Origin of the sequence: Promicromonospora kroppenstedtii DSM 19349, from assembly GCF_000515355.1 — a bacterium.
Taxonomy (GTDB): Bacteria; Actinomycetota; Actinomycetes; order Actinomycetales; family Cellulomonadaceae; genus Promicromonospora; species Promicromonospora kroppenstedtii.
Genome location: NZ_KI911665.1, coordinates 50451 through 52764, shown reverse-complemented (window position 1 = coordinate 52764; position 2314 = coordinate 50451). Strand labels below are relative to the sequence as shown.

The 2314-nt window shown below is 70.6% G+C and carries 2 protein-coding genes; both read right to left on the bottom strand.

Translation table 11 applies throughout. The annotated features are described in order from the left end of the window. Nucleotides 1–348: 348 nt before the first annotated feature. A complete protein-coding gene (locus PROKR_RS12585) occupies nucleotides 349–1797 on the bottom strand; it encodes a catalase (RefSeq protein WP_036963708.1) in 1449 nt (482 codons plus the stop codon). A 73-nt stretch (nucleotides 1798–1870) separates the two neighbouring features. Next, nucleotides 1871–2314, bottom strand: a 444-nt coding sequence (locus PROKR_RS12580) for a Fur family transcriptional regulator (protein ID WP_084800415.1), incomplete at its 5' end; no start/stop codon positions are given.

The following is a 2314-nucleotide window of genomic DNA, read 5'->3' as shown; positions in this document are numbered from 1 at the left end:
CGCGGGGCCGGCAGCGGCGGTCAGGGCCAGCAGGCCGGCCGCGAGGGCGGCGCCGATCCGGGCGAGCGAGCGGGACATGGTCGGCTCCCTTGTTCTCGGTGCGATGGGCATCTCGGACGGCGCCGGAGCGCTGTGGAGCACCTCGGGACGCTATCCGCCGCCGGTGCCGCCCGACAAGGACCCGCCGTCATCCCGGTGGAAATCCCTCATGCCGCAGACCGAGCCACGTTCAGCAGGCGACAGGCGGTTGCAACCAGCCCGGTTCCGGTCGCCTGCCTGCTGAACTTCGCTCAACGGCCGGGGCCGGGCTCCCCGACGGGAGCCCGGCCTCGGCTGCTTGCTGCTGGGTCAGGCCGCGACGGCCGCGCGCAGCTTGGCGCCCAGCTCGGCGTCGACGTTCGTCCAGTACTGGAAGAAGCGCTCGCGGATCTCGTCGATCGTGATCGACTGGCCCTGGCCGGTCAGGGTCTCCAGCAGACGGGCCTTGGCGCCGTCGTCGTAGACCTCGCGGTAGAGCGTGCCCGGCTGGACGAAGTCGCCGTCCTCGCTGTGCAGCGTGGCCGCGGTGCGCACCAGCTCGCCGTCCTGCGCCCAGGAGCCGTCGTGCCCGCGAGCCGGGTCGGCGACGGGGCCACCGAACGAGTTCGGCGCGTAGTTGGGCGTGCCCACCTCGTTGAAGTGGTGGCGCTGCGAGCCGTCCTGCGAGTAGTTGTGCACCGGGGCGGCGTGCGGCTGGTTGACCGGCACCGACTGGTAGTTGGTGCCCACGCGGTAGCGCTGCGCGTCCGGGTAGGAGAACACGCGGGCCATCAGCATCTTGTCGGGCGAGATGTCCGTGCCCGGGACCTGGTTGGCCGGGGACAGGGCGATCTGCTCGATCTCCGCGAAGTGGTTCTTCGGGTTCCGGTTCAGCGTGAAGTGGCCGAAGTGGATCAGCGGGTAGTCCGCGTGCGGCCAGACCTTGGTCAGGTCGAACGGGTTGAAGCGGTAGGTCTTCGCGTCGTCGTACGGCATGACCTGGACCTTGATGTCCCAGACCGGGTTGTCGCCGCGCTCGATCGCCTCGTACAGGTCGCGACGGTAGTAGTCGGCGTCCGCACCGGCGATCTTCTCGCCCTCCTCACCGCTCAGGAACTTGACGCCCTGGCGGGAGTGGAAGTGGTACTTGACCCAGAACTTCTCGCCCGCGGCGTTGGTCCACAGGTAGGTGTGCGAGCCGTAGCCGTTCAGCTCGCGCCACGACGCCGGCAGGCCGCGGTCGCCCATGAGGTAGGTGACCTGGTGGGCCGACTCCGGCGACAGGGTCCAGAAGTCCCACTGCATGTCGGCGTCGCGCAGGCCCGACCAGGGGAGGCGCTTCTGCGAGTGGATGAAGTCCGGGAACTTGATCGCGTCGCGGATGAAGAAGACCGGCGTGTTGTTGCCGACGATGTCGAGGTTGCCCTCGGTCGTGTAGAAGCGGAGCGCGAAGCCGCGCACGTCACGCCAGGTGTCGGGGGAGCCCATCTCGCCGGCCACGGACGAGAAGCGCAGCGCGACCTCGCCCTTGGCGCCCGGCTGGAAGGCCGCCGCACGCGTGTACTGCGACACGTCACCGGTGATCTCCCACTCGCCGAAGGCGCCACCGCCCTTGGCGTGCACGATCCGCTCCGGGATGCGCTCGCGGTTGAACTGCGCGAGCTTCTCGACCAGGTAGCGGTCGTGGAGGACCGTGGCGCCGTCGGCGCCCACGGTCAGCGAGTGCGCATCACTGGTGACCGGGGTGCCGGTCTGCGTGGTGGTGTAGGGAGTAGTCATTCAGACGTGCCTTCCTCTGCTGCTGCTTGCGGGGGTTCTTGCGGGGTTCCAGCGGGGCTGGAAGGTCTTGCGGTCAGGGCTGCGTCGCGTGCCCGACGGCGGGGTCGCCGACGGTGGAGTCCTTGCCGCGGCAGTCGGCACACAGGCCCCAGTAGGTCACCTCGGCGGTCTCGACCACGAAGCCGTGGTCGTCGCTCGGGGTGAGGCAGGGCGCGTGGCCCACCGTGCAGTCCACGTCACCGATGGCGCCGCAGGAGCGGCAGACGATGTGGTGGTGGTTGTCGCCGGTGCGCCGCTCGTAGCGGGCCGGGTGCCCGGCGGGCTCGATGCGGCGCAGGAGGCCGGCGTCGGTCAGTGCGTGCAGCACGTCGTAGACCGCCTGGACGGACACGGTGCCGAGCTCCGAGCGGACCGAGCCGAGGACGGCGTCGGTCGTGGCGTGCTGGTTCTCGCCCACGGCGCGCAGCGCGGCCACGCGGGCGGCGGTCACGCGCAGGCCGGCGCCGCGGAGCAGGTC

Bases quoted from the DNA above. Each gene is read 5' to 3' on its own strand.
- PROKR_RS12585 (WP_036963708.1), bottom strand. From the start codon at position 1,797: ATGACTACTCCCTACACCACCACGCAGACCGGCACCCCGGTCACCAGT.